This is a genomic window from Promicromonospora aerolata (genome assembly GCF_042682255.1).
GTDB classification, from domain to species: domain Bacteria; phylum Actinomycetota; class Actinomycetes; order Actinomycetales; family Cellulomonadaceae; genus Promicromonospora; species Promicromonospora aerolata.
In genome coordinates, this window is the sequence record NZ_JBHUHF010000001.1 from 3,909,249 (window position 1) to 3,929,319 (window position 20,071).

17 protein-coding genes and 1 pseudogene are annotated in these 20,071 nt (G+C 67.8%); 9 read left to right on the forward strand and 9 right to left on the reverse strand.

The window, feature by feature from the left end; genetic code table 11:
* Positions 1–14: 14 nt before the first annotated feature.
* A complete protein-coding gene (locus ACFSL2_RS17430) occupies positions 15–875 on the reverse strand; it encodes a DUF6544 family protein (protein ID WP_377199048.1) in 861 nt (286 codons plus the stop codon).
* Between ACFSL2_RS17430 and ACFSL2_RS17435 the strand changes: the two genes are divergently transcribed.
* Positions 876–1,478: a TetR/AcrR family transcriptional regulator gene (locus ACFSL2_RS17435; protein WP_377199049.1), complete on the forward strand. Its 603-nt coding sequence runs from the start codon at positions 876–878 to the stop codon at positions 1,476–1,478.
* 833 nt (positions 1,479–2,311) lie between these two features.
* Here ACFSL2_RS17435 and ACFSL2_RS17440 read toward each other — a convergent pair.
* The 3 genes from ACFSL2_RS17440 to lnt form a co-directional block, all read right to left on the reverse strand.
* Positions 2,312–3,049, reverse strand: a complete 738-nt coding sequence (locus ACFSL2_RS17440) for a M15 family metallopeptidase (protein WP_377199050.1) — start codon at positions 3,047–3,049, stop codon at positions 2,312–2,314.
* A 474-nt stretch (positions 3,050–3,523) separates the two neighbouring features.
* Positions 3,524–3,988: a hypothetical protein gene (locus ACFSL2_RS17445; protein ID WP_377199051.1), complete on the reverse strand. Its 465-nt coding sequence runs from the start codon at positions 3,986–3,988 to the stop codon at positions 3,524–3,526.
* 95 nt (positions 3,989–4,083) lie between these two features.
* Positions 4,084–5,721, reverse strand: a complete 1,638-nt coding sequence (gene lnt / locus ACFSL2_RS17450) for an apolipoprotein N-acyltransferase (RefSeq protein ID WP_377199052.1) — start codon at positions 5,719–5,721, stop codon at positions 4,084–4,086.
* Positions 5,722–6,057: 336 nt separating this feature from the next.
* On the opposite strand from lnt, the gene ACFSL2_RS17455 reads away from it, so the two are divergent.
* The 5 genes and pseudogenes from ACFSL2_RS17455 (at position 6,058) to ACFSL2_RS17475 (ending at position 8,989) form a co-directional block, all read left to right on the forward strand.
* Positions 6,058–6,507 (forward strand): hypothetical protein, encoded by a 450-nt coding sequence (locus ACFSL2_RS17455; RefSeq protein ID WP_377199053.1) that lies wholly within the window; start codon positions 6,058–6,060, stop codon positions 6,505–6,507.
* Positions 6,508–6,521: 14 nt separating this feature from the next.
* On the forward strand, positions 6,522–7,187 hold the full coding sequence (locus tag ACFSL2_RS17460) for a hypothetical protein (RefSeq protein WP_377199054.1): 666 nt from the start codon (positions 6,522–6,524) through the stop codon (positions 7,185–7,187).
* A pseudogene (locus ACFSL2_RS17465) lies at positions 7,184–7,893 on the forward strand (response regulator). The gene ACFSL2_RS17460 and the pseudogene ACFSL2_RS17465 overlap by 4 nt, the downstream one beginning before the upstream one ends.
* 152 nt (positions 7,894–8,045) lie before the next feature.
* On the forward strand, positions 8,046–8,756 hold the full coding sequence (locus ACFSL2_RS17470; RefSeq protein WP_377199055.1) for a sensor histidine kinase: 711 nt from the start codon (positions 8,046–8,048) through the stop codon (positions 8,754–8,756).
* Positions 8,711–8,989, forward strand: coding sequence for a sensor histidine kinase (locus ACFSL2_RS17475; RefSeq protein ID WP_377199056.1), 279 nt, complete (start codon positions 8,711–8,713; stop codon positions 8,987–8,989). Before ACFSL2_RS17470 ends, ACFSL2_RS17475 begins: the two co-directional genes overlap by 46 nt.
* Positions 8,990–9,001: 12 nt before the next feature.
* Here the strand turns inward: ACFSL2_RS17475 and ACFSL2_RS17480 are convergent, their stop codons facing one another.
* On the reverse strand, positions 9,002–10,552 hold the full coding sequence (locus ACFSL2_RS17480) for a multicopper oxidase family protein (RefSeq protein WP_377199057.1): 1,551 nt from the start codon (positions 10,550–10,552) through the stop codon (positions 9,002–9,004).
* A gap of 811 nt (positions 10,553–11,363) precedes the next feature.
* Here ACFSL2_RS17480 and ACFSL2_RS17485 point away from each other — a divergent pair.
* On the forward strand, positions 11,364–12,440 hold the full coding sequence (locus tag ACFSL2_RS17485; protein ID WP_377199058.1) for a PLP-dependent cysteine synthase family protein: 1,077 nt from the start codon (positions 11,364–11,366) through the stop codon (positions 12,438–12,440).
* Positions 12,437–13,738 (forward strand): MFS transporter, encoded by a 1,302-nt coding sequence (locus ACFSL2_RS17490; RefSeq protein ID WP_377199059.1) that lies wholly within the window; start codon positions 12,437–12,439, stop codon positions 13,736–13,738. Before ACFSL2_RS17485 ends, ACFSL2_RS17490 begins: the two co-directional genes overlap by 4 nt.
* A 328-nt stretch (positions 13,739–14,066) precedes the next feature.
* Here ACFSL2_RS17490 and ACFSL2_RS17495 read toward each other — a convergent pair whose 3' ends face one another.
* Positions 14,067–14,210 carry a hypothetical protein gene (locus ACFSL2_RS17495; protein ID WP_377199060.1) on the reverse strand — a complete coding sequence of 48 codons (144 nt, stop codon included), beginning with the start codon at positions 14,208–14,210 and terminating at the stop codon, positions 14,067–14,069.
* A gap of 617 nt (positions 14,211–14,827) precedes the next feature.
* Here ACFSL2_RS17495 and ACFSL2_RS17500 point away from each other — a divergent pair.
* On the forward strand, positions 14,828–15,334 hold the full coding sequence (locus ACFSL2_RS17500) for a DUF305 domain-containing protein (RefSeq protein WP_377199061.1): 507 nt from the start codon (positions 14,828–14,830) through the stop codon (positions 15,332–15,334).
* Positions 15,335–15,405: 71 nt separating this feature from the next.
* On the opposite strand, the gene ACFSL2_RS17505 is transcribed toward ACFSL2_RS17500, so the two are convergent.
* The 3 genes from ACFSL2_RS17505 to ACFSL2_RS17515 all read right to left on the reverse strand — a co-directional run bounded on the left by ACFSL2_RS17505 (position 15,406) and on the right by ACFSL2_RS17515 (position 19,976).
* Positions 15,406–15,552, reverse strand: coding sequence for a hypothetical protein (locus ACFSL2_RS17505; RefSeq protein WP_377199062.1), 147 nt, complete (start codon positions 15,550–15,552; stop codon positions 15,406–15,408).
* A 1,797-nt stretch (positions 15,553–17,349) separates the two neighbouring features.
* Positions 17,350–18,264, reverse strand: coding sequence for a c-type cytochrome biogenesis protein CcsB (gene ccsB / locus ACFSL2_RS17510; RefSeq protein ID WP_377199063.1), 915 nt, complete (start codon positions 18,262–18,264; stop codon positions 17,350–17,352).
* 869 nt (positions 18,265–19,133) lie between these two features.
* On the reverse strand, positions 19,134–19,976 hold the full coding sequence (locus ACFSL2_RS17515; protein WP_377199064.1) for a F510_1955 family glycosylhydrolase: 843 nt from the start codon (positions 19,974–19,976) through the stop codon (positions 19,134–19,136).
* Positions 19,977–20,071: the final 95 nt, after the last annotated feature.

Sequence of the window (20,071 nt, forward strand, 5' to 3'; positions counted from 1 at the left end):
ACTGGTGCAAGACGTCAAGCGCTGAAGCGCGCGTTTTCGACGATGGCGTGGAAGAAGTCGAACTCCTGGTTACTACCCGCCCGCCAGCTGGCCCGGATCTCCGAGGGGATCGTGTAACCGTCAAACGAACGCTCCGCCTCGGTGCGCGCTCGGAAAGAGACCCAGTCGTACGCTCCCGAGTCGGTGAGGTTGCTCCACCGTGACAGGCGTAGCTCGGCCAGCTCACCGCGTGACCCGAGGAGAAAGTCAGCGTGAATGTCCTGCCCATCGACAGGCATCGTGAGGTGGCTCCCGTCAGGGCCCTCGGACCATTCACTTCCGAGCGACGGGTGGAAAGCCGACGGCAGCCATGTGGATTCGACGACAAGTCGGGAGCGGGCGGAGCGTGCCAGGTCGGGCCCGCGCTGTATCCGAACGGGGATGATCCCGAACGCGCGCACACGGAAGCTCGCCTGCCCGCCTTCATACGCGTCTTCGATGGTTGCCCGAACGAGTCCCCGGCGGGCGTGCGCGGTCACCTGGTAGGAGACTCCGGCCCGGATCGTCTCGGTGGCGCGGAAGGGCATTCGTGGCCCGCCGGGCCTGAAACGTACCCACCCCGAGAAGGTGATCACCACCTGCCGGGCTAGTGGCCTTCCCGGTGGGATGGCACGGGTGAGATAGCGGGCGGCGTCCGGCGGCACCTGTCCGGACAGAGGGCCAGGAGGAGCGTGCTCTGGATTGTGGGAGGAACCGGCTCTGGATGTGTCCACGGAGGACAGCTCCCTTCGTGTGATGTCGGGCTGGATTGACAGACTGGCTAGTATGTGACCGACTGGCAAGTCTGTAGGACCGCCCGAATACGTCAAGATTCGTACGGAGAAGGGCTGAGTCACGTGACACTGCGACAGCGTCAGGCCGCGCAGACCCGCCAGTTGCTGCTGGAAGCCGCAGCAAGGGTGTTCGCACGTCGCGGCTATGGCAGGGCGACCATCGATGACGTCGCTGCCGAGGCAGGCGCCTCCAAGGGGGCGGTCTACCATCACTTCGCAAGCAAGCACGCCCTCTTCCAGGCCCTGATCGCCCATCGTGCCTCCGGCTTGGAGCCGTTGCGTGCGCTGGCCCAGACCGCTCAGTCCCTGCCGGAACTCGTAGACGGTCTCGTCGAGCTCTGGCTGGCGCAGATCCGCGACCTTCCGGAGGCGGTCGTGCTGTCCCTGGAGTCGCGGTTGCAGGCAGTCCGTGACCCTGAAGCCGCCGCGCTGTTGGGCGGCTATTACCGCGCCCTACGTGATGCCCTCGATGAACTGCTCCAGGCCGCAGCGAGCCGATTCAGGTGCGTCCGGCTGCGCCATCAGCCGGGCCTGGTCGTGCTCGGCATGTTGGACGGCATCTCCCAGCAATGGGCACTCCATCCCGGCGATGCGGACCTCGAAGGCCTTCGTCAGGTACTCACCGTGGCCCTCATGGATCTCCTCGCAACAGAGCCGATGCGGTAGACCCACACCACCGAGAACGAGGATCACGCCCCTCCGACCCTCATGGGCTCGACTCCGCCGGGAGGATGGCCGGAACAAGCGGAATGCGCCGGCCGCGCCACTGGGCAGGGACCCTCCTGCGCGCCTCATTTCCAGCGCAACGGCACCCCACGTCGACGGCGGCCGAAAACTGAGCAGGTAGCGGCGGCTGAAAAGTTGAGCAGTTGGGGTTTACTTGTCTGTCGGGCCGGCAGCGCACATCGCCAGCGCGTTCCGATCGACCAACTCCTGGTCGAAATCCTGGACGTCCCGCTCACCACGCAGCGCACGTGGGAGCGCAACGACACCACCGGGAGCTGGCCTGGTACCGCTGCTGGACACCGCGCCTGGTCGCGATCGGCGACCTGGCCCGCGTGGCGGGGGCCGGTGGCCGGTCGAGGAGAACTTCCAGGCCGCCAAGGGCCACGCCGGCCTGGACGAGCACCAGGTCCGCCGCCGGGACTCCTGGCACCGGTGGACCACCCTGGCGATGCTCGCCCACGCCTTCCTCACCATCCTCGCCACCATTACGAAAGACACCGTGCCCGACCACGACAGCGGCGGGCTCGTCCCGATCACCCTGGGCGAGGCCAGACGACTGTTCACCGCCCTCACCGCGACCGCCTCCAGGACCGTCGAACGGATCTGGCCTGGTCCGCTGGAGACGACGACACCAACACCACGCCCGCCGCGCCCACTACCAAAGACGCGAAGGCAGCATCACCGCAGCCCAGCGGCCCGATCTACGGCTGTAGTACTAGTGCCCGGAGTACGGCGATCGCCGTACTCATGACACCCAGGGGCAGGCAGCACTTTCAGTGGTGGTCATCGATCTGTGCCACGGCCGCCGTGAATTCCCAGTGCCACGGTTCATACGGTCCGGAGCCGCCGGGCTGTGCCCACCGCGGGTTGTCCCACCCGTGCTCCGGGCCGTGTGCCTTGAGCCAGTCCCAGCGCTCACCGGCGTAGCTGTCCGCACAGATGTCCACGGCAAGGCCCCAGCCGTGGTTGGACCGTCCTGGCGTTGCTGTCAGCGTCGGCTTTGCCGCCCTCGCCGCGACCTGCTGCGCGTAGCTGCGGTAGCCGTCCGTGAGACACATCGGCTCGCCGAACTGCTCGGTGTACGCCAGGTTCAGACGAGCCAGGGCGACGGCCGCGTCGGCCCGGATCGGCGGGTACCCGTCCCACAAGGCGCACAACTCGCTCTCCGGCACTTGACCGTTGAGCCCAGAGCCTGTCGCTTCACCATCACAGCCAGGCAGAACAGGCGGCGCCTCGACCTGCACGGGAGCCGCCTCCTCGACGGGCATCGACGCGTCACGTGGGACGGTGATGCCAGCTCGAGGAGTTTCAAGTGGTTCGCGCTCCTGGTTGCGCGAGGCACCGCTCTGCCGATCGGGCACCGCAGCCGCCGCGCCCGACGACGGACCGGTGAATGCCACCGCGGCGCCGGCTTCCCCTGGCTGGACGCGCTCGTCGTTCCCGGAACCGCCGACAGCGGCGACCGTGAACGACGTCGTGGTGGCCAGAGCGATCCCCAGACCGAGTGTCAACGGCCACCGCCCGGTTGCAGGGGGCAGCGCAGGTTTCGGCGAGGCCGCGTGCCGGCCCTTGCTACGGCGTCCTCTGGTTCGCCGCGCCCGCGTCGCCGAGCCGGCGTTGGTGTCCGCTGAGTTGGTCGCGCCCTGAACTGGCTTACTGGACAGCCCAGCGCTCAGCCACGGGGACGTCGGTGCCCCCTGAACTGCGGGGGTAGCGGTCAGGGACCGCCGGGCACCGGACCTGGCCTCTGCGCTGGGGCGCTCAGCGAAGGCGGTGACGTGCTCTGAGCCGGCTCGGGCGACGGCGGCTGGCATCGCGCGGTCGGCCGCCCGATGACGACCACGGCCGCTCACTGGCCGGTTCTGGGTGAAGCTGGGCTCCATGAAAGCGGGGACCTTTCGGATCGGACTAGTACCACTGGCGTAGCCCGTTCTACGGGCACGCTGAACCGGCCGACGCTCGGGTGAGGTCGGCGGTGCGCTGGTCTACGTCCGGTCGATCCCCAGGGCATGTAGCGACGGCGCAGCCGCCCTAGCCAAGGCGGAAGTGATCCGATGGTCCTGGTACACGGCAGCGCGCGGCAGACGGATGGCCGTACGTTCTGGCGATGCGGCCAAGACCAGGGACGACGGCAGAAGGAGCGGTTGGGCCTGCGCCGTGACGGTGTCGTGGTCGGCGCAGCCGGAAGAACCGTCGGTCTCGGGCTCAACGACGTCGACTCGACCCGTCGCCACGGCGTGCACGGCCATTGCCCCGCCACCGCGCGAGTGCTCACCGCCGTGACCATGTCCCCCATGAGCTTGCGCGACGCCGCCCGTGTGTTCGGTCAGGTGCACGCACACCTTGTGCGCGCCGACGACGGCAAGCACAAGGAGCATGACAGCGGCCACGGCCGTCGCTCCGTGCCGGGAACCGGCCATCAGCGAGCGGAGGCGACGTGTCAGGATCATGGTGGGCACTACTGTAACGGAAAGGTAACGGCGTGGAACCACCGTCCCGGCCGGCGCGCAGGGAGTCGTGCTGGCCCGGACGGCGGCCGTGCTGGTCAGACCGGGTAGACCGCGGGGACAGCCTCCCCGGCAGGCCCGGCATTGCCGCGCGGCCGGTTCATCGACCGTGGGACGCGGACAGCCAGGACGGCCAGGCTCAGGACGGTTCCCCACAAGAGGGTCCCCTGCATCCAAGGACTGAGCACAACACCCGCGGTGAGACCGTCGCGCAGCTCGATCTCCTCGACCATGAGTCCTGACTCGTCGCTCGCAAGCGTCTCAACCGTGCTCCCGTCGGGCGCGAAGATCTGGCTGGTGCCCGTCGTGGACACGTTGACCACGCTGCGCCCGGTCTCGATCGCGCGCATGCGTGCGATCGCGACCTGCTGCAGGTTCTCGTCGGTGCCCCGGAAGTCCGCGTTGTTCGTCTGGAACATGAACACCTGCGCGCCGTCGTCCACGCCCTCCTGGATGACGTCGTCGAAGGCCACGTCGAAGCAGATCGCCAGCCCCACCTTCGCCTGGCCCAGGTCGAAGACCGGCGAGTCCTCGCCAGGGCTGTACTCGCGCTGCAGGAGGCCGACGAGGCCGGGGACGATCGCGCCGTACACGTCCCGGTTCGGCACGTACTCACCGAAGGGGACGGGGTGGCGCTTCGCGTGCGTCGCCTCCGCGCCGTTGTCCGTCCATAGGAACGAGGTGTTGTAGAAGAGGTCTCCGACTGCGGATGCGGCGTTGACGAGGACCGGGGCTCCGTACGAGGCCGCTGCCGCGTCCAGGATCCGTGCGGCATCCGGTTCCGCGACAGGATCGCTGTCGACGCCGCCTTCCGGCCACAGCACCACGTCCACCTGCGCGCTCTCCAGCGGCGTCGAAGCTGCCAACTGCGACTCCAGCACCTCGAGCGCTGCGCGCTCGTCAGCGTAGGCGGCGGGCCCGTTGCCCTGCACGGCACCGACCCGGATCGTGCCGGCGTCGGCGGTCGGGAACTGGGGAACGAACAGCATGACCACGGCGAGCAGACCCAAGGGGATCGTACGTGGCAGTACACCATCGAATCGCGGCCGGGTACTGCCGTCCGTACCCAGCGGTGCGTGTCCTCGGGCCTCCCACCGAACGACCTCGATGACGCCGGCGCACAGGACGACCATCAAGAACCCCAGCCCGGACACGCCCAGCCAGGACGCGACGGGACCGATCGGGCTCTCCGACTGACTCATCCCCAGGCGCCCCCACGGAAACCCGCCATAGGGCCAGGAGCCCAGGACGAGCTCCCGCGTCATCCACGCCCCGGCCACGAGTACCGGCAGCACCACGAGGCGCACGGTGGGGGTGTCCCGCCAGCGCGGCAGCCATCGGTAGGCGAGCACGACGAGCGGCGAGAGCGCCGCGAGGACGAGGGTCTCCGCAGTCGCCAGCGCCACCCAGGGCACCCAGCCGAGGGGGTCGTCGCCGAGGAACTGCGAGGCCCACGACACGTGCGGGAAGTAGAACGCCGCACCGAAGGCCGCACCGACGAGCACCCCGTCCCACACTGTCCGCCCGACGAGAGAGACCAGCGCCAGCACGACGGCCACGAACGCGAGCGGCCACCAGCCGAGCGCGGGGAACGACGCGTCGAGCGCGACCCCGCCAACCGCTGCCACAACGAAAGCTGCCGGCAACGGCACGAGCGGACGCTCGGCGTCCACCATCGTGTGTGCGGTCCGGCCCGCCCATCGTCGGTGCGGCCCGGCAGCGGCGTCGGCGAACCGATTCGTTGGCCACGGATTGACTGTTCGTGTCAAGGGCTTGATCCGTCCATGCTCGGCTGGTGTCCGATCGTCGCGGCGTGGCGTCGGCGACTCCCACGATTCCACACTGTCAACTATGCAGAATAGTAGTTCTGCGGGCATGATGTGGTCATGGCGTTCATACGTTCGGTTGCGGCGCCGCATAGGCGGCACGCACGCAGGTCCCGGCACCGTCGGATAGAAACCGTGGTCGGTCTCATTGGAGGCCTGTTACTCGCCGCCGGGGGGTCGCTCAGCGTGGGCAACTTCTTTGCCCCGCAGGCGGTCGAAGGGGTATACGGAACGATGAAAACCACTACCGATGGCGTGATCGATACCACCCGCGAACGCTTCACCGGCGAAATTCCGACCATTCGATTGGGAGCCTCCGGTGGTATACCCGAACTCGACCGGTGCGACGGCACGTTCACTGAGATGAAGTCCTACGCACACGATGACGTGCCGCCAGTCTGGGCGGCACACAACTCGTGCGACGGAGATGCCATCCTGCCCTGGGAGACCGGGCAGAACGTCCGTATCGAGGGCAGCGACCAGATCTACGAGGTCGTCGATATCCGCTACACACCGAAGACCTGGGCTACTACACACGACCTCATCGGACTCGACGGCGACCTCGCCTTGCAGACCTGCTTCTACGGCGAAGATCGGATGAAGTTCATCGGCCTCCGACCCGCCACAGCGCCATAGCCCCACTTGGTCAGTTGGCTTATCAGGGAGAACGTCGTGAACCGCTGACCGGGCTGGCGAGCCCAGCCGCCGACGCGGTGGCGATCACGGCACTGCCGGTCACCGTCCTGTTCGCGGTGGTCATGCTCCGGCGTTTCGCCGTCCGGGCGGCCCCCGCGGCAGCGGTGGTCGTGCTCGGTGCGGTCCTCGTACTGTCTGCTCCCGAACCGGCGTCGGCGCATGATCCCGGCCAGGGCAAGGACGTCGGGCCGGCCACGATCACGGCGGAGGTTTCCGGTCGTCAGATCACGATGAGCACGGCGGTGGCGGAGCACTGCGACGACCTGGTACCCCGCGGGCTGGTCGCCCGGCGCACGGGCGAGGAGGTCACCGCTGACCTGCGGCAGACCGGCGACGGCTTTGACTTCGAGGGCACCCTCGAGGTGCCCTCGACGGGCCGATGGTTCACCGACGCCGAACTCACCCACGACGGCACGCTCGTCGAGGCGTGGCTGCCGGCGATCGCGGGGGGAGAGCTCCCGCGTACGACCCAGGTGAAGGCTCTCTACGAGCCCGCCGGCACCGGTGACAGGGTTCCCCGGCGCAGGGTCGTCTCAGGGGGCCCGATCTACGGCCTGGGCGCGGCGGTAGTCGTCGTGGCACTCCGGGCGGTCCAGCGGCCGGTGACAATGATTCCATGACAGCTGTTCCGCCGCCGGCCCGGCGTACCCTGGTGGTTGACGACGAGCAGGACCTCGCTCGCCTGGTTACCGGCTATCTGGAGCGCGACGGGCTCGAGGTGCACCAGGCGCTCGACGGTCCGGGCGGACTGGAGGCCGCGCGCCGTCGACCCGGACGTCATCGTGCTGGACCTGGGGTTGCCCGGCCTGGACGGCATCGAGATGTACCGCCAGGTGCGAACCTTCTCCGACTGCTACATCGTGATGCTCACGGCCCGCGCGGACGAGGTCGACACCCTGGTCGGCCTATCCGTCGGCGCCGACGACTACGTGACGAAACCGTTCAGCCCGCGCGAGCTGGCCGCCCGGGTCGGGGTGCTGCTCCGCCGTCCTCGGCGCATCGCCCAGGCGGTCCGCCCTGCCGAGCCCGGATCCGAGCCGGTGACCGTCGGCCGGCTGCGGATCGATCTCGAGGGCCGCGAGGTGCACGTGGACGCCGACCCGGTGTTGCTGACCCGCACGGAGTTCGACATCCTGGCCGCCCTCGCGTCCCGTCCCCGGGGCGGTCTTCACCCGGCGGGCCTTGATCGAGGCGGTCTGGGGGACAGGCTGGGTCGGCGACGAGCATCTGGTGGACGTGCACGTGCTGCTCGGTGATACGGCCGCCGAGCAGCGCTTCGTGCGGACAGTTCGCGGCGTCGGCTACCGGATCGGTCCGGGCACATGACGGCAGCCCCGGGCAGGTTCGGGAGGCCAGGGATCGCCGGCCGGCTTCTGGTCGCCATGGCACTCGTGGCGGGCTGACCGCCTGGTTGGTCGTCGGTGCGGTCGGACCCGGCATCTTCCGCCGGCATATGCTGGCGGCGGGCCTGGACGAGGATGCTGCACGCGGAGGAGGCGTTTCGGTCCGCGAGCGCGACGTCGCTGGGCCTGGCGCTCGGCGCTGCCGCGCTGGCTTCGCTGGTGGCCAGCCTGCTCCTGACCCGCCGGATCGACAGGTCGCTGGGCGCGCTGTCCACCGCCGCGGCGGGGGTCGCGGGCGGGCGGTTCGACGCGCGCGTCCCTCCTCCGGGGATCGGTGCGGAGTTCGAGGACCTCGCGGTCGCGTTCAACGACATGGCCGCCCGGCTCGACGAGAGCCATGCGCTGCGCCGTCGGCTGTTGGCCGACGTCGCGCACGAGCTGCGCACCCCGGTCACCACGATCACCGCCTATCTCGAGGGCGTCGGGGACGGGGTGGAGTCCCTGACCCCGGACACGATCGCCGTCCTGCGCGCGCAGGGCTCGCGGCTCTTCCGGCTCGCCGCCGTAACCCGGGCGGAAAGCCGCGACCTCGCTCTCCACCCGGAGCCGACCGCCCCCGCCGAGCTGCTGACCGTGGCGGCACGCTCCGCCGGGGGCCGGTTCGCGGCCCGCGATGTCAGCCTCATCGTGGACACCGACGACGGCCTGCCCGACGTCGTCGTCGACCGCGACCGCATCGGCCAGGTGCTGGGCAACCTCCTGGACAACGCCCTGCTGCACACACTCCCGCGAGCGGAATCGTGCGCGTCGGCGCGGCACGCGCGGACGGCGGCGGGCTGCGGCTGACCGTCGCGGACACTGGCGACGGGATCGACCCGGCCCACCTGCCGCATGTCTTCGAGCGGTTCTACCGGGTGGACACCGCGCGCGACCGGCAGCGTGGCGGCTCCGGCATCGGGCTGGCCATCGCGAAGGCGCTGGTCGAGGCCCACGGTGGGACGATCAGCGCCGACAGCGACGGGGCCGGCCGGGGCGCGACCTTCGTCGTCGTGCTCCCGGAGCGCGGCCCCGCCGCCTGAGCAGCGACCGCGTCAGGCGCGGTAGGACAGGCTGGTCATCATGCCGGCTTCGCCGTGCAGGATGTTGTGGCAGTGCAGCGCCCACTGGCCGGGGTTGTCCGTGTCGAAGTCGACCTCGAGCGTCTCCTTCGGCCGGACGATGACGGTGTCCTTGCGGGCGCCGCCGTCGACCAGGCCGAACGTGTGGCCGTGCAGGTGCATCGGGTGGAACATCATCGTGTCGTTGACGAACCGCAGCCGCACCCGTTCGCCCGATCGGACCGGCAGCGGGGGCGCGTCCGGGAACGTGGCGCCGTTGAGGGTCCACCGGTAGGGGCTCATCGATCCGCCGAGGGTGACGTCGTGCCGCCGGTCGACCTTGCCGGCCGGGAGGAGCACCGAGTCCGCGGCGGTCAGTTCGGTGCCCAGCAGCACTCGCCGGCTCAGCTCGGGAATCTTCGCGTCCGCGGACGGTGCGCGGCCCCCGCCCGTCCGAACGAGCGCCCGCCCGTGGCCCTTCTTCCCTTCGGCGGACGCCACCAGCGGGAACACCCCGTCGCCAAGGGTAAGGGTGACGTCGAAGCGTTCGCCCATCCCGAGCAGGAGAGCGTCCGTGGTCACCGGCGTGACGGGGAACCCGTCGCTGTGGGTGACCGTCATGCGGTGCCCGCCGACGGCGACCCGGAACGCGGTGTCCGTACCGGCGTTCACGAACCGGACCCTGACCCGCTGCCCGGGCCGGGCAGTGAGCTGCTGCGGCGCATCCGGCATGCGGCCGTTGACCAGGTAGTGCGGGTAGTCGACGTCGCCGGCTCCGCCGAGCAGCGGCGAGCTCATCGACTCCTCCATGCCGGGCATGTCCTCCATATCCATGTCATCGCCCATGTCCATGGGCCCGTGATCCATGCCCTCCATCGAGTCGCCGGAGTCCTCCCCGCCGGAACCGTTGTTCTTGGTCAGCTCGGTGTAGACGTCGTCAGGGGTCCGGCCGGTGCCGTCAATCCAGTCGTCGAGCACGACCACCCACTCGTCGTCGTAGTCACCTGGCTCGGCCGGGTCGTCGATCACCAGCGCCCCGTACAGGCCGCGGTCGAGCTGGACGCCGGTGTGCGGGTGATAGAAGTACGTCCCCGGGTGCGGCGCGACGAACTCGTAGGCGAACGACCCGGCGGCGGCGATGGGGTCCTGGGTGAGGTGCGGGACGCCGTCCATGTCGTTGCGCAGGGCAAGCCCGTGCCAGTGCACGCTGGTCTCGGCCGGGAGCTGGTTGTCGACGGTGACCTTGAGCAGGTCACCCGCCGTCGCCCGCAGCAACGGCCCGGGCAGCTCGTCGCCGTAGGCCCAGGTCCTGACGGTCCGGCCGCCGAGATCGACTGTGACCGGCCGCGGCGTCAGCCGGGCGGTCACGGTCGAGCGGCCGGCGACCCGGCGCGCCCGCTCGGCCTCCAGTACGGCGGCTGAACGTGGGCCCACCGTCCTCGGGCCCGGGCCGGTGCTGCCGCAGGCCGCGAGGCCGCCGAGGGCGACGGCGCCGGCCAGGCCGGCGATACCGCGGACGAAGGTACGGCGAGTCATCGAAGGCATCGGATTTCTGCTCACGCACTCCACCGTCGTCGACCTGGACTGCATCTGAGGTCGTCTTTCGATGAAGATCTGCCTAAGAGTGCCGTCCTGTGGTCGGCGTTCGGCACTGCTGCCGCCGTCGACCAACGAGGCGAGGAGGCCGTATTCGCGTCAAGGTCTGCGGGAAGTCGTCATCGAAGTTAGCCTCACCGGGTGATATTGGCTCGGCCGCCGTGGCCGGATGCGGTGGTGCACGGACGACCTGTGCCGCCACGCCCCCATTCGCAGTCTCCCTTCCGGCGCGCCTTGATCAGCGCACGACGGCTGCGCGCGCTCAGCTCGCTGGCGCTGGTGAGCCTGCTGATAGCGATTGGCCTGTGCACCGTCGTACACGCCGGGCCGACGAACGAGACAGACCTGCCGGCGCCGCCCGGCACCGCATCCGCAGTGTCAGCGGTGGACGATGCGGTGCCACCCGAGCCCCATCCCGACGAGGACGAGGAATGCTCCTCGGACGGCGCCGTCCGCGCGGCGGTTCAAGCTGAAGAGCACCCGGCGTCGGGTGCGGGATGGGTTGCACTCGCCAGTCTCTCTGCGGTTCTGGGCCGACCACAGGCACGCAGTGGACCGCCCACGCGCCGAAGGACGCGCACGGGCCGGGCAGTCCTCGTCCGCACCTCCCGCTGGCGCGTCTAGACCTCTCGATCGCAGCCAGCCGTACCGGCTGCCGCGCAACGGCTGCACAAGTCCGTCCCTAGGCCTTGTGGCCGTCGCGCGAGATGAGCACGCACGTAGCGCATTCATCGAACTAGAACAAAGAGGTGCAGTCACTATGAATACTGCTGTCACGCCTGAACGGTCCGCCCTGTCGGCTCTGGTCGGGGACACACCGCTGCTGCGGGTGTCCGAGCCACTGACCTCCATGGACCGCGGCTTCTGGGCAAAGCTAGAGGGATTCAATCCCGGGGGAATCAAAGACCGGCCCGGGCTGCACATGGTGGAACGCGCCCGCGCCCGAGGCGACCTGCGGCCAGGCGCCCGGATCATCGAGTCCACCAGCGGCACACTCGGTCTGGGGCTGGCCCTCGCCGGGATGGTGCACGGCCATCCGGTCACCCTGGTCACCGACCCGGGCCTGGAGATCTCGATGGTCCGCCTGCTGACCGCGTACGGCGCCACGGTCGACGTCGTCGCCGAGCCCCACACCACCGGTGGCTGGCAGCAGGCCCGCCGTGACCGCGTGGCGCAGCTGCTGACGCAACACCCCGGTTCGTGGTGCCCGGACCAGTACAGCAACCCCGACAACGTCGCCGCCTACACACCCCTCGCACTGGAGCTGGCTTCTGAGCTGGGGCACATCGATGTGCTGGTGTGCAGTGTGGGCACCGGCGGGCACTCCGCCGGCGTCGCCCGCGTCCTGAAGCAGCTCTACCCCGACCTGAAGGTGGTCGGGGTGGACGCGATCGGCTCCACCATCTTCGGGCAGCCGGCCCGGCCGCGGCTGATGCGGGGCCTGGGATCGAGCATCTACCCCCGCAACGTCGCCTACGAGAACTTCTCCGAGGTGCACTGGGTAGCCCCGGCCGAGGCGGTGTGGACGTGCCGGCAGCTGGCCGCCTCGCACTACGCCAGCGGCGGGTGGAGCGTGGGGGCGGTCGCCCTGGTCGCGGGATGGCTGGCCAGGACGACGCCCGCCGACACCCGGATCGTGGCAGTCTTCCCCGACGGCCCGCAGCGCTATCTCGGGACGGTGTTCGACGATGACTACTGCGCCGCCCACGGCCTGCTCGACTCCCCACCGGCTGCCGAACCCGAGACCATCGGTCGCGTGGACGAGAAAGAAGTCACTCGCTGGACCAGGTGCACCGACGTGATCGACCCGCTCACCCGGGCGGGCCTGCCGGAATGAAGAGCACCTTCGCACAGGTACACACCTACGAGCGCAGCACCCAGCTGCTGATGATGAACCAGTTCAGCATCAACCTCGGCTTCTACATGCTGATGCCGTATTTGGCGGCCCACCTCTCCGGCACCCTCGCACTGGCGGGCTGGGTCGTCGGCCTCGTCCTCGGCGTGCGGAACTTCAGCCAGCAGGGCATGTTCCTCGTCGGCGGTGCGCTCGCCGACCGGTTCGGCTACAAGCCGCTGATCGTAGCCGGATGCATGCTGCGCACGGTCGGCTTCGCCACCCTCGGCCTGGTCGACTCGCTCGCCGCGCTGATCACCGCCTCCGCGGCGATCGGGCTCGCCGGGGCACTGTTCAACCCAGCGGTCCGGGCCTACCTCGCCGCCGACGCGGGGGAGCGCAAGGTCGAGGCGTTCGCACTGTTCAACGTCTTCTACCAAGCCGGAATCCTGCTGGGTCCGCTGGTGGGAATGCTGCTGACCGGTGTCGACTTCCGCATCACCTGCCTGGTGTCGGCGGGGATCTTCGCGCTGCTCAGCGTCGTACAGATCCGCGCCCTGCCCGCCCGGAAGAAGGAACCCGCGGGGCCGGACGGCGACAGCCGGCAGGGCCTCCTGGCACAGTGGCGCGGCATCGTCGCCAACCGGCCATTCCTGCTCTTCTCCGGCGCCATGATCGGCTCGTACGTCCTCACGTTCCAGGTCTACCTGGCCCTGCCGCTCGAGATCCGACGGCTCGGTGGAGACGGCGAGCTCGGCACGGCGGCAGTCGGGATGCTCTTCGCAGTCTCCGGACTGAGCACGATCATCGGCCAGACCAGGGTGACCGCCTGGTGCAGGGCTCGGTACGACCCCGGCCAGACACTGGTGCGAGGCCTGGCCGTCATGGGCCTCGCGTTCGTCCCGCTCGTGCTGGCCACCGTCGTGCCCGTTCCCGAATCCGGGGTGGGACTGTGGCTTCTCGCGGCGGGTCCACCGATGCTTACCGCACTGCTGCTCGCAGTCGGCACGATGATCGCCTACCCCTTCGAGATGGACATGATCGTCCGCCTCTCCGGCAACCACCTAGTGGCCACGCACTACGGGCTCTACAACACGATCTGCGGTGTCGGCATCACGCTCGGAAACCTGCTCACGGGGGCATCCATGGACGCGGCCCGTAGCGCGGGGATGCCCGCGCTGCCATGGATCACGCTCGTCGCGCTCGGTCTCGTGTGCGCGGCGGCTGTGTACGGCCTGCACCGCACCGGCAGGCTCACAACGCCCACAGCCTCGACCGAGCTACGGCCCGCGACGGTCTGATCCCGAACCCGAGGGCCAGGGGCGGGCAGTACCCTGCTGCCCGCCCCTGGCCCTCGGGCGCGAGCGCTTGGTATCGGTGTCGCGGCCAGGGGCCTCTGGTGGTTCGGCTGGATGGACCGCCAAGAATAGTGGCGCAGCCCGAGTGAGCGCGTGCTGTCGCTGATCTATGTTCAACAGAACATCGGTGCATGGATGGCGTCGATCCCCCTGGCGGCCAGCGGGGGCATGGCGGCGTTCGACAGTTCAGCGCATGAGCGAAGCATGGGACCAGCCGATGGTGTCGCCACACCGCCGACGCGCCGGACATCAGCACGAACTCTCGTATAGTTCAGCCCGTCGCGAGTGCTGTCCAGCCCAGCTTGTCCACCGCGCGCCAGCCGATCTCGAACTCTTCGGCAACGGGGACGACCTCGCCCTCGGGGTGCGCCCGTGGCCAGCCCCGGCGATCTGCGGGGAGCTGAAAAAGTCGCACAGGTCCCGCACGTTCTTCACCGGCGGGGACAGATGCACCTTGGAGACCACGGCCTTGGGCAGGTCCAGCTCGAGCACACTGGTAGGGCTGAGCACGACGCGGATGCGCAGCCCGGTGGCCGGGCACATGGCCTCCGCGACCTCGGACCAGCCGAGGATGACGGGGAAGTTCACCACGTCGGTGGCGCAGAACCCGACACCGAGCCTGGCCGGTGTTCCGCCCAGGGCTGCCATGGGCGGGATGGATCTCAAGAGTCCTTGTTGGCGAACTGGTAGACCGCCCGAGTGCGAGCGGTCATGACGCTCAATAGCGTGGTTGGGCTGGCCAGTGGACACCGCGCCCCGGAGGAGAGGCCATGAGACTACGACCATGCTCAAGGCCTCTCCGGCCCAGCATCAGCCTCGACCGGAAGCTTCGCCCGTGCAATCGACAAACCCACCTGCTCCGCGTCGCTGAAAGCCATCTCCGACAGGAAAGTGGTTCGTTCGAGGCCGACCGAGGGAGTAAATCTTCCGTGAGCCCAGTGAGGAGTTCGACCTGTGTCGACGATAGAACCTGGCAAGCACGCCGAGCAGCAGCAGTCTCATGGTTCGAGGATGTATTTGCGGTTCGCTGCGATGATCCTCACCGCGATGGTGGTCATGTACTGGACTATGTTCGTCGGGTCGTGGGAGTGGAGCCACGTTCGCTTCAGCCAGAGCCGCGTGTTCATGGCTCTCACCATGGGCGGCGCGATGGGCCTGGTGATGCTCGCGTGGATGCTCAACATGTACAAGAGCGCCAAGACCAACGTCGCGGTGGTAGGGGTGAGTGTTCTGCTTCTGGGTGGCGGAGCGTTCCTGGACCGCAGTCAGGTCACGGTGGATGACACCGCGTTCATGCGCGCGATGATCCCCCACCATTCCCTGGCCATCACCCGTTCCGAGCGCGCGCAGATCCAGGACGTACGGGTGTGTGAGCTCGCCGTCGAGATCAGCGAGGCCCAGCGCCGCGAGATCCTCGAGATGGACTGGCTGATCGACGACATCACCCGCAACGGCATCGCGGAGACGCCTGCAGAGGCCCAGGCCCGAGCCGTCCCGGAGTTCTCGGAGCCTGCGAGCCGTCAGTGCCCCACAGGCTGAGTGCGTTATTCATGTGGCCTGACGGTAGAACTCGAGGTTTGTGATCATGTGGATCACGCTTGGTAGTTCGCTCAGCCTGCCGCGGTAGCCGGTTCACCGAACGGCATCGTGAAGTCGTACCGCTCACCGCGTGGCCGGGCGGTCTGAACCTGCCACATGCGGGCGATCAGCTCGGTGCTCTGGGCAGGGGTCAGTCCGGTAGTAGCGTTGTAGCGCACGGGTCCTTCGTTCGGCTCGATCGTATCTCGACAACCCGATCAAACCGGACGCAAGGGCCCGTGCACTACATGTCCAATCCTGACGCTGACCAGCAACGATGCGGGCCACGCGACTATGTCCACATGACCACGCCCGAGCGGCTGAATAACGCTCTCAGAACTCGAAACCTGGTGAACGCGAATCTGCTGCGTGGACTGCTGCTCCCCATCCATTAGGGGATAGGTCGACCGCGACGGGCGAACCATCGGGAGCTAGGCCCGCCGCGATTCGACCCGGAGCACCCTTCGCAAACACAAAGTGGACGAACGGAGGGGCGTCCTTTTCTGCAGCGACTACACCGGTATAGAGAGCTTCCTCATCTGTCAGTTGCACGGCGAGCATAGGATTCAGCTCGTGAACACGCCCATCGTCGGCACGCACGACCAACGCATGTGCGCGAGCCGTCAGCGGATACGCCTCGTCGAGAACGAGCGCAACGTAGACCGAGTCATCAGAAGCTTCGACCAGGATGGTCCTGTTGCCGGCTTGAAGGCGATGTCTTGTGTCACGCCAGGAAGTGATGTCAGTACCTCTCTCAGAAGCAGATGTCCACGGGCGTGCCGTACTTGGTTGTATAACCCCAGGTTCCGTGAAAGGCTTCACGATGAATCCGACCCCGAAAGCGATGGCAACCCGAGGATACACCCGCCCCATCATAGATCCTCAGGTACGTAGCGGTGCTGGAGCTGCTAACGGAATTCCCGAAGTTTTGAAAGACGCCGTTGACTTTTCGCTGCAACTGAACAGTGGTCACTGCTGCGTCAGGTGAATAGTTGCACCGGACTTCGCCGTAGACCCCGACCGCCGTAGCCGTGGACTTAAAGGGGGTTCCGATGGTGGAGGTACAGACCACGTCGTGCAGCGGTGTGGCCGTCGTTGGCACGGAGGCGTGCGCGGGCACAGATGTGATCGTTAGCAACATCAGCGCCGCAGATTGACTCGCAGTCAATCTTCTTCTTCTCATTGGAGCCCTCACTGTCGCGGCCGGGGGCACCATTGCCGACTGCCGTTTGCAATGGAGGCTACTCCCAGCTGGGGTACCTGCCAAGGACCGTAGTCGAAGGGGCCCTTGGATGACGGGGTTGCCGCGCGCTGGTGGGGTGCGCCCGTAGACGATTCTGAAGGTCGTGTTGGGGCTCAGTCGGGCGCGCCAAGCCAGGTGCCGCTGAGTTGTCAGCGGCGATCACCAAGAGTTGCATGAACTCTAGTTCCAGACGCTGCATGTGTCTCGATCCGCTCGTCCCGGCCGCCAGGCGATCCAGGCTCGGACCGAATCGCGGGCGTCGGTCGGTGAACCGTGGCCCCTGAGATCAGCTACGAAGCCACGCGGACGTGCTCTATTTCAGAGATCAGACAGTGTCCACGTAGAAGTGGGAGCCGTGATTGCGGTGACGACCGTCGAACTCGCCCTACCCGAGACCGGCGTCTGCCCCGGCGACCTCGCGCTCCAGGCCGAAGGCGTGGCTGAGGACACCGGCGCCGCGCGGGCGAACCGGAAGAACAACGAAGCGGGCTCCGACTCAGCTCGGGGACCCGCTTACGATTCGCGGTGTGGACGCACTCAGTGCCGGACTGCGAGAGCTCGCTACGGCTCAGAAACCTCGCCAGGTGGTCGCACGTGGTGCGCGCTCATTGCACGGGCTCTTGCATGTCAGCCTGTACTGAACTCACGGCAGAATCACAGCTGCGCGAGCGTCAAGCCTTTGAGTTCCAGCTGCCGTCGGCTTCGGAAACCGTGAACCTGCTGGAAAATGCGTTCACCCAGCAGTCAGTCCCGAGTAGGAGTGCTTGCCGTTGATGATCAAGTTGACCACGGTGAAGTTGAACAGCACGCAGGCGTACCCGACGAGCACGAAGTACGCGCTCCTGCGGCCAGCCCAGCCGCGGGTAGTACGGGCATGTAGATAGGCCGCGTAAACGACCCAGATGATGAAGCTCCACACCTCCTTGGGATCCCACCCCCAGTACCGCCCCCAGGCGCTCTCGGCCCAGATCGCTCCGCCGATGAGGGTGAACGTCCAGGCCACGAACCCGACAGCGTTGAGCCGGAATGACAGCGCCTCCAGAGTGTTGGCGGAGGGCAGGTTCTCCAGCCAACGCCACCCGTCCCGCCCTGTCAGTGCGCCGCCGTCGTCGCGGGAGTCGCGCAGGAGCTGCAGTGACGAGATGAGGAAGCTGACGGTGAAGATCCCTGCCGCGCCCACCGCGACGCCGACATGGATGACCAGCCAGTAGGACTGCAGGGCCGGGAACAGACCGGTCGCCGGTAGATAGAACGCATTGACGGCCAGCACCAGGAACAGTGCCGCGACGCCTGTCACAAACGTTCCCAGGAAGCGCACGTCCCGACGCAGATTGAGCAGGACGAACGCGAGCAGCGACGCGCACGCTCCCACGAGCGTGAACTCGTACATGTTCGACCACGGCGTACGACCGGCCGCGACACCGCGTAAGACGATTGCCACAATCAGAAGAATTGTGGCCAGCCACGTCGTAGACACGCCGACACCCGCGGCGCGGCGGGGAGCCATGGATACGGGCAGCCCGGCAAAGACGGGTGCTGCACGATGTTCCGCTTGTCGTGACAGGTCGATCGCGAAAGCGATGAGCGCCACCACCAGGGCGGTGGCCGTCGACCAGACAAGCAGCACGCTCAGGGCAGAGATCTCCATCAGAGGGTCCTTTCAGAGAATCGGCCGAACCCACGGCGCGGCGGGTGGGCCAATGGCAGTTCTAGACGGCGCGGAACACGCGCGGAAGAATGACTCTGAACAGCGGCGGTGTCACCAATCACCGTTGAACGGTGGCCATGTGGCCATGTGGCCATGTGGCCATGTGGCCATGTGGCCATGTGGCCATGTTCGAGTAGTCAGCGAAGTAACCGGTCGCACACCGGCTGGGCGCCGAAGCGGTTAAGAGGCAGCACGGCGAGAGTGCGTTCACCATCGAACGCCCGCGCGATCTAGATCCGGCACACGCCCCACGACAACGGGTCCGCCGACATCAACGGAGAGGAAGTACACGCCAAGCGCGGCAGCAGTGCAGTCCGCTGAGTACGTCGCCGCGACCAGTGGCGCGGCGCTCGTAGCCCCGCGGTAAGAAGGATCCCGACCGCTGCCAGCGCGCACAGGCACAGCAGGGTGATCGTGTCGCGGGCATGCGATCGGTCGTCGTCGGCCAAGACTGGAACCTCGCTGCCGGACCCGGGAGTCGCTTCGACCGCAGGCGCCACGCTCATCGCCACAGCCCGTGGCCCCGCGACGGTAGCGCCGGCTAATCCGGTCATGGCAAGCAGCGCGATCACCAGCACGAGTTGCACGGCGCTCGAACCTGCTCGACGTCGGGCTGGGACACGTATCGTGCGGATCAAACTAGAGGCGCCTCGATGCTCCCGAACAACCTGCCGACGAAGGTCTCGGCGAGCGGGCACCACGGCGAGGGCGATTCCCGCTGGGGACACCAACTGAACGGCACGTGAGCGATGAAGAGGTGCAGACCAATGCACCCGTGCCCCTGCACGCCGTCGGGACCGTGGCACAGTTCACCGATCGAGCATCGGCCGGAATGTGGCGCCGCCGTCGGTGGAGGCGAGTACGGTGCCGTTGGCGGCAGCGTAGATCTGCGTGGCCGAATCGATGGTCAGGGCCTCGGGCTGTCCGTCCAGGGCTGCCTGCTCGGTCCATTCCCCGGCCGGTTCCTGTGCCGTGTAAACGACGCCGTCCGGAGTCACGCCGGCCAGCGTTCCGTCGTCGGCCCAGCTGACGAAGACCATTATCGGTGCTGACTCAACTGCTTCGAACGTGGCCCCGCCGTCGGTGCTTCGGGTCAGGCCTTGCTGGGTGGTCGCCACGAGCACGTCGGGGTCGTCTGGGCTGACTGCGAAGTCCGCGATCTCCGCGCTGCTGATCTCGGCCCAGGACAGCTTGTCAGTGCTGGTCAGGATCTGGCCCGTCATGGAATTGAGCCCGTACACGCGGTCGTGGCGGTACTCGAGCGCGTGGAAGTCCGCCTCACCACTCAAGGAGAGCGTCTCCCAGGTCTCGCCGGCGTCGGTACTCTCGATGAGCCCGACCGAGCTCGGGCCACCCTGCCCTTCCCCGGGATGCCCGCTGGCCAGGAAGTGGCCCGCTCCTGCGACGGTGAACCCCATGTAGTCCTGCACCCGGTCGGCGACCCGCGTCGCGCTGCCGTCAGCGATCCGGAACAGACCGTAGTGCGTCCCCGCGTAGACGGAGCCGTCGCCGGGATCGATTCCGATCCCGTGAATGTGTTCCATCTCTGCGGACGCTCCACCGCCGGCGTCGGCAGGAGGCTCGTCGTTCATTCTCAGGACCAAGACCGCGGCCACCACGAGGCCGATGGCAAGCATGACGGCCACTGCCATCAGAACGGACCTTCGTCGAGCCACGGCTGAGCCTCTCGGTAGTACTTCCTGAACTGCTTCTACTATAGCGAATAGTAGATGATGCGGATGACGGG

What these genes read in the sequence shown, in the direction of transcription:
- ccsB (WP_377199063.1), bottom strand. Translation starts at nt 18,264, where the DNA reads ATGGAGATCTCTGCCCTGAGCGTGCTGCTTGTCTGGTCGACGGCCACC.
- ACFSL2_RS17515 (WP_377199064.1), bottom strand. Translation starts at nt 19,976, where the DNA reads ATGGCAGTGGCCGTCATGCTTGCCATCGGCCTCGTGGTGGCCGCGGTC.
- ACFSL2_RS17480 (WP_377199057.1), bottom strand. Translation starts at nt 10,552, where the DNA reads ATGCCTTCGATGACTCGCCGTACCTTCGTCCGCGGTATCGCCGGCCTG.
- lnt (WP_377199052.1), bottom strand. Translation starts at nt 5,721, where the DNA reads ATGGTGGACGCCGAGCGTCCGCTCGTGCCGTTGCCGGCAGCTTTCGTT.
- ACFSL2_RS17445 (WP_377199051.1), bottom strand. Translation starts at nt 3,988, where the DNA reads ATGATCCTGACACGTCGCCTCCGCTCGCTGATGGCCGGTTCCCGGCAC.
- ACFSL2_RS17490 (WP_377199059.1), top strand. Translation starts at nt 12,437, where the DNA reads ATGAAGAGCACCTTCGCACAGGTACACACCTACGAGCGCAGCACCCAG.
- ACFSL2_RS17470 (WP_377199055.1), top strand. Translation starts at nt 8,046, where the DNA reads ATGCTGCACGCGGAGGAGGCGTTTCGGTCCGCGAGCGCGACGTCGCTG.
- ACFSL2_RS17500 (WP_377199061.1), top strand. Translation starts at nt 14,828, where the DNA reads ATGATCCTCACCGCGATGGTGGTCATGTACTGGACTATGTTCGTCGGG.
- ACFSL2_RS17485 (WP_377199058.1), top strand. Translation starts at nt 11,364, where the DNA reads ATGAATACTGCTGTCACGCCTGAACGGTCCGCCCTGTCGGCTCTGGTC.